5 protein-coding genes and 1 pseudogene are annotated in these 5,332 nt (G+C 70.9%); 3 read left to right on the top strand and 3 right to left on the bottom strand.

From position 1 onward, the window contains the following. Window positions 1-1,340, top strand: a 1,340-nt coding sequence (locus VJS38_RS05305; protein WP_324087111.1) for a L,D-transpeptidase family protein, incomplete at its 5' end; no start/stop codon positions are given. A 46-nt stretch (window positions 1,341-1,386) separates the two neighbouring features. Here the strand turns inward: VJS38_RS05305 and VJS38_RS05300 are convergent. Next, window positions 1,387-1,986, bottom strand: a complete 600-nt coding sequence (locus VJS38_RS05300; protein WP_324087110.1) for an alpha-ketoglutarate-dependent dioxygenase AlkB — start codon at window positions 1,984-1,986, stop codon at window positions 1,387-1,389. A 107-nt stretch (window positions 1,987-2,093) separates the two neighbouring features. Between VJS38_RS05300 and VJS38_RS05295 the strand changes: the two genes are divergently transcribed. Continuing rightward, on the top strand, window positions 2,094-3,218 hold the full coding sequence (locus VJS38_RS05295) for a mechanosensitive ion channel family protein (protein ID WP_324087109.1): 1,125 nt from the start codon (window positions 2,094-2,096) through the stop codon (window positions 3,216-3,218). Window positions 3,219-3,278: 60 nt separating this feature from the next. Here the strand turns inward: VJS38_RS05295 and VJS38_RS05290 are convergent, their stop codons facing one another. Continuing rightward, window positions 3,279-3,929 (bottom strand): DUF4142 domain-containing protein, encoded by a 651-nt coding sequence (locus tag VJS38_RS05290; protein ID WP_324087108.1) that lies wholly within the window; start codon window positions 3,927-3,929, stop codon window positions 3,279-3,281. Window positions 3,930-4,257: 328 nt separating this feature from the next. Between VJS38_RS05290 and VJS38_RS05285 the strand changes: the two genes are divergently transcribed. Continuing rightward, window positions 4,258-5,172, top strand: coding sequence for a sugar kinase (locus tag VJS38_RS05285; RefSeq protein WP_324087107.1), 915 nt, complete (start codon window positions 4,258-4,260; stop codon window positions 5,170-5,172). 53 nt (window positions 5,173-5,225) lie between these two features. On the opposite strand, the pseudogene VJS38_RS05280 reads toward VJS38_RS05285, so the two are convergent. Then, a pseudogene (locus VJS38_RS05280) lies at window positions 5,226-5,332 on the bottom strand (IS5/IS1182 family transposase); the annotation flags it as partial.

Below are 5,332 nucleotides of genomic sequence, written 5' to 3'. Positions count from 1 at the left end.
AGGCGGCCCTGGCTGCGTCCGCCGACGTCGAGACGGCGCCCCAGGCCCTCGCGGACGCCGGCGTCGTCGGCGCCCAGTTGGCTCAAGAGCTCGCCCGGCCCGGCGCCGACGCGGAGCTCGTCGGTTTCTACGCCGCCCGCGGCGAGCGTCCCTTGTGGACCGCCAAGGGCCGGGTCGCGCCGGAAGCCCAGCAGTTGATCGCCCGGGTCCGGGACGCCCGCGCCGACGGCCTCAATCCCGCCGACTATCGCCCCGACGAGCTGGCCGCGACGGTCCGCGCCGCGCGCAGCGGCCGGCCGGAAGACCTCGCCGCGGCGGAGCTGGCGCTCTCCGCCACCCTGGCGGCCTGGGCCTCCGACCTGCACCGCCCGCAGCCGGGGGTGTCCATGATGTACAGCGACAGCCAGTTCCGGCCGCCGTCGCTGAGCCGCGCGGCGGCGCTGGAGACCGTGGCCCGCGCGCGCTCGCTGCAGGCGGGCCTGGCGCGGGTCTCGCAAATGAACCCGATCTACACGCGCCTGCGCGCGGCGATTAAGGGGCCGCCGCCCGGCGCGAGCGTGGAGGTGCTGCGGGCGAACCTGGAACGGGCGCGGGCCCTGCCGGTGGATCTCGGCCGGCGCTTCATCCTCGTCGACATCGCCGCCCAGCGGCTCTGGATGTACCAGGACGGCCGGCCGGTCGACAGCATGAAGGTCGTGGTCGGCAAGCCCAGCGACCCGACCCCGCCGATGGCGGCCCTGGTGCGCTATGCGGTGTTCCGCCCCTACTGGAACGTGCCCCCCGACCTGGTCGCCCACCGGATGGCGCCGAAGGTGCTGAAGCAGGGGGTGGGCTACTTCCACAGCCAGCGCCTGCAAGCGCTCTCCAGCTGGGACGACGCCAAGGCCAAGCCGCTGAACCCGGCCCGTGTGAACTGGCGCGCCGTCGCCGCCGGCCGGATGACGCTCAGGGTCCGGCAAATGCCCGGTTCCGACAACATGATGGGCCAGATCAAGCTGATGTTCCCCAATCCCAAGGGGGTCTATCTGCACGACAGCCCCTTGCGCAGCTTCTTCGCCGGCCAGGAGCGGCTGGCCAGCGCCGGCTGCGTGCGGCTGGAGGACGCCCTGCGGCTCGGCCGCTGGCTGCTCGGCGACGCCGTGGTCCAGCAGGGCGTGGGGCCGGGCCCTGCGGAGACGAAGGCCTATCTGGCCAAGCCCGTGCCGGTCTATCTGGCCTATTTCACCGCGGTCCCGACCGGGCAGGGGCTCAGCGTGCGCCGCGACATCTACGGCCGCGACGCGCCCTTGATCGCCCAGCTCGACCGGACGGCGCTCGGGGCGCAACTCGCCAGTCGTTAGGGCCATCCACTTCCCCGCTCGTCCCCGCGAGGGCGGGCGATCCGCGCTAGGATGCCCGATCCGGCCCCACGTCGCCCCGGAAGGTCCTGAAGGTGATCGAATAGCGCAGCGTCTCGAGCGGCGCGATCGAATGCTCCCAGGCGCGGCGGGACGGTCCGCGCAGCAGGTAGGCCGAGCGCGGTTCGGCGGTGACGGCGGCGCGGCTCCAGCTATCGCCCTCGCGCAGGCGGAAGCGGAACCGGCACGGCGACACCAGCGAGACGCCGACGACGTCCTCGAATTGCGGCCGGTCGCGGTGCCAGCCGATCCCGGCGCCGGGGGCGTACTCGTTGATCAGCGCGTGGGCGAAGGCGCCCGGCCCCGCCCCAGCGAAGGCCGCCGCCCGCGCGGCGAGCTGTTGCAGCCATTCCGGAAAGGGTTCGGCGCGCTTCAGCCCGCCCTCGTTGAAGTCGTAGCGCCAGCCGAACGAGACCACGCGCCGCCTTCCCTCGAAACCGTGAAACTGGAAGGGCGCGAAGGGCAGGGGCTCCAGCCGGCGCACCAGCTCAAACTCCTCCTCGCGGCTGACGAAGTCCGGGCGGTAGACGAAGCCTTCCGGCAGGCCGGGCGGCGGGTCTTCGAACAGGCGGGGTTGGGCGATGCTCATGTCTTGGACAGACGGGGGCAGAAGTCCCCGAACGCCTAGTTGGGGTGAACCAGGGCCGCATCCAAGGGTTTTCACGCCACGGCGGGGGCGCCGCACCCGGATCACCGATGAGCCCGATCACCGCGCTGAAAGACCTGCAACCCTGGTTCGCCTGGGCCCCGCCCTGGGTGTTCACCCTGGTGCTGATGCTGCTCGCGCTCGCCGCCGCCCTGATCGCCCACCGCGTGATCGTGCGGCTGGTGCGGCGGGGCTTGAGGGGCGGCCATCAATTCTGGCGGCCGCTGCTGGTCCGCAGCGAGGGGCCCGGACGGCTCGCCCTGGTGGTGGCCTTCTTGAGCGCCGCCCTGGCGGCCTCGCCGCTCACCCGCGAGCAGACCGCCTTCGCCCAGCACGCCTTCGCCATCGCCTTCGTCGTTCTGATCGGCTGGATCGCGCTGATCGCGGTCGACCTGTCGGCCGCGGTGTTCCTGCGGCGTTACCGTATCGACGTCGACGACAACCTGCTGGCGCGCAAGCACGCGACGCAGATCCGCATCCTGCAACGCGCGGCGAGCGTGCTGGTCGTGGTGGTGACCGTGGCCATGGCGCTGATGACGATCAACCAGGTGCGCCAGTGGGGGGTGAGCCTGCTGGCCGCGGGCGGGGCGGCGGGGATCCTGGTCGGCCTGGCGCTGCAGCCGCTGCTATCGAACCTGCTGGCCGGGCTGCAGATCGCCGCCACCCAGCCGATCCGGCTGGAGGACCAGTTGCTGGTCGAAGGCGAGGTCGGCCACGTCGAGGAGATCAACGCCACCTATGTGGTGGTCAAGATCTGGGACGAGCGGCGGATGGTGCTGCCGCTCACCTACTTCCTGCAGAAGCCCTTCCAGAACTGGACGCGGGATACGGCGCGCCAGATGGGGACGGTGATGCTCTACGTGGACTTCATCACCCCCGTCGAGCCGCTGCGCGCCAAGCTTGTGGAACTGCTTAAGGCCACGCCCCTGTGGGACGGCCGCGTCTGCGCCCTGCAGGTCACCGACGCGCGGGAAAAGAGCCTGGAGATCCGCTGCCTGATGAGCGCGGCGAACTCCGGCCAACTGTTCGACCTGCGCTGCCATGTGCGCGAGGCGATGGTCGCCTTCATCAATCAGGGCTTCCCGGAGGCGCTCCTGAGAGATCATCCGGCGCCGGCGGTGCCGCCGAGCTGGCGCGTCGACGGTCATCCGCTCGCCGCGGCGCGGCCTCAATAGACAAAAAAGCGGCGGCCGTCATGGGGGCGGCCGCCGTATCCACGCTGGCGTCGCGGGTCGTCAGCCGCTCGCCAGCTTCGCCTGGATGGCCTTGGCCTTGTCGAGGTGGGCCTGGACCTTCGGCGCGGCCTTGCCGGCGGCCGCCTTCAGGCCCGCATCGCCGCCATTGTCGGCGTAGCCCTTCACGAGGGTCAGCGTCTCGTCGTGGCCTGCGACCTGCTGGTCGATGTAGGCCTTGTCGAAGTCCTTGGCGCTGGCGGCGCCCAGGTTGTCGAGCAGGCCTTGCCGCCGCTGGTCGAGCGCGGCCGCCGGGGTCTTGCCCGCCTTGGTGATGAGCGGCTTCAGCTCGTTGGCCATGGCCGTGTGGTCGGTGACCATCATCTTGGCGAAGGCCTTCACCTCGGGCGACGTCGCCTTCTGCTGGGCGATCTGGGCGGCCTTGATCTCGTACATGTTGGCCTGGGTGACGTTGTCGACGAAGGCGCCGGTGTCGTGCGCGCCGACGGTCGCTGCGGAGGTCTGGCCGACCACCGCCGAGGCCGCGTTCTGCGCCGCATTCACCGGGCCGGTCTGACCGGGATTGGCCGTGCTCATCGTGCTGGAGGCCGCGTTGCCCTCGGCGACCACGGCGTTCCCCTCCGCCTTCTTTTGGCAGGCCGCGAGCGACAGGGCGGCGGTCGCTGCAGCGGTCAGAAGCAATACGCGTCTCATCAAAGGCTCTCCGGTTTGACTGCGGACACAGAACCCGGAGCCGTGAGGGCGGTTCCGGCCGGGTTCACGTTATTGTGCGGGAACGCAAGAAGACCCCCGCTTGGGCCAGCGGGGGCCAGGGCTCTTGTCATCGGCGGGCCTGGAGAAACCCGCGTTATGGCAACGCTTCACCCGCCGCCAAGGTTCCGCGGCGGCGGGAACCTTGACCGCTGCCCGAGCGATTAAGGGCGTCCGCGGATCGCCAGTGTCCCAATTTCGAAGTTCGCTCCGGCGCGTGACCCAGATGCGGGCGAACTTCAGATCCGGCACACTGGCGCGGAGGGGCGCCATGACCGACGTCGTCGCTTTCGGGGAATGCATGGTGGAGGTCGGCCTGACCGGGCCGACCCGGGCCGCGATCGGCTATGCGGGCGACACCTTCAACACCACCGTCTATCTGCGCCGCCAGGGACTGTCCGCCGCCTTCGGCACGGCGGTAGGCGAGGGCGACCCGTTCAGCGCCGGCATCATGCGCCTGATGACCGAGGAAGGGATCGACGCGAGCCTGGTTCGCGCCGCGCCCGGCCGGCTGCCCGGGCTCTACACCTTCGACCGCGACGAGACGGGCGAGCGGCGGTTCTTCTACTGGCGGGCGGAGGCGCCCGCGCGCGACTATATGGCGATGGCCGACATGGGCCAGTTGCAGGCGGCGGTGACCACGGCCAGGCTCGTCTATCTCTCCGGCATAACCCTGGCGATCGCCGGCGAGACCGGACGCGAGGAACTGATCCACCTGCTTGCCCAGGCCAAGGCCGCCGGCGTCGCGGTGGCCTATGACCCCAATCACCGCCCGCAGCTCTGGGCGAGCCGCGAACAGGCGCGGGCCGCGACCGAGGCGGTGCTGCCGCTGTGCGCCTACGTCTCCGCCCAGGCGACGGACCTGGAAGGCCTCTACGGCCAGGCGGCCGAGACCCTGCCCGCGGCGTGGGGCGAGCTGGACGCGGAGGTCGTCATCCGCGAGCCGCGCCACGACGTGACCGTGCGCGTGGGGGGCGGCGTGGTGCGTGTCCGGCACGATCCGCCGGTCCGGGCGTTGGACACCACCGGCGCCGGCGACGCCTTCAACGCCGGCTATCTGGCGGCGCGGCTGAACGGGCAGGAGCCCCGGGCCGCGGTCCTGGCGGCGCGCCGCCTGGCCAATATCGTCGTGCAGCACATCGGCGCGATCATTCCACGCGCCGCCATGCCGGCGGCCGCGCGGTGAACCTGTCAGCGGGCTTGGCCTTAGAGTCTGACTCATAATGTTTTCGAGGGACATCATGGGTTTGCGATCCGTCGGGCCATGAGTTGAACGGAGGCCATTAGGAGCCAGGCGGTGGAGCTTTCAATGGTCTCCTCGAAGTCCTTGGCCAGTCGCCGGTTGC

It is taken from the genome of Phenylobacterium sp., assembly GCF_035276905.1.
Lineage (GTDB): Bacteria > Pseudomonadota > Alphaproteobacteria > Caulobacterales > Caulobacteraceae > Phenylobacterium.
The sequence above is the reverse complement of the archived record's forward strand: the minus strand, read 5'-3'. Positions and strand labels throughout refer to the sequence as shown.

Coding starts and splice junctions, on each gene's coding strand:
- VJS38_RS05300 (WP_324087110.1), bottom strand. CDS start 1,986: ATGAGCATCGCCCAACCCCGCCTGTTCGAAGACCCGCCGCCCGGCCTG.
- VJS38_RS05295 (WP_324087109.1), top strand. CDS start 2,094: ATGAGCCCGATCACCGCGCTGAAAGACCTGCAACCCTGGTTCGCCTGG.
- VJS38_RS05290 (WP_324087108.1), bottom strand. CDS start 3,929: ATGAGACGCGTATTGCTTCTGACCGCTGCAGCGACCGCCGCCCTGTCG.
- VJS38_RS05285 (WP_324087107.1), top strand. CDS start 4,258: ATGACCGACGTCGTCGCTTTCGGGGAATGCATGGTGGAGGTCGGCCTG.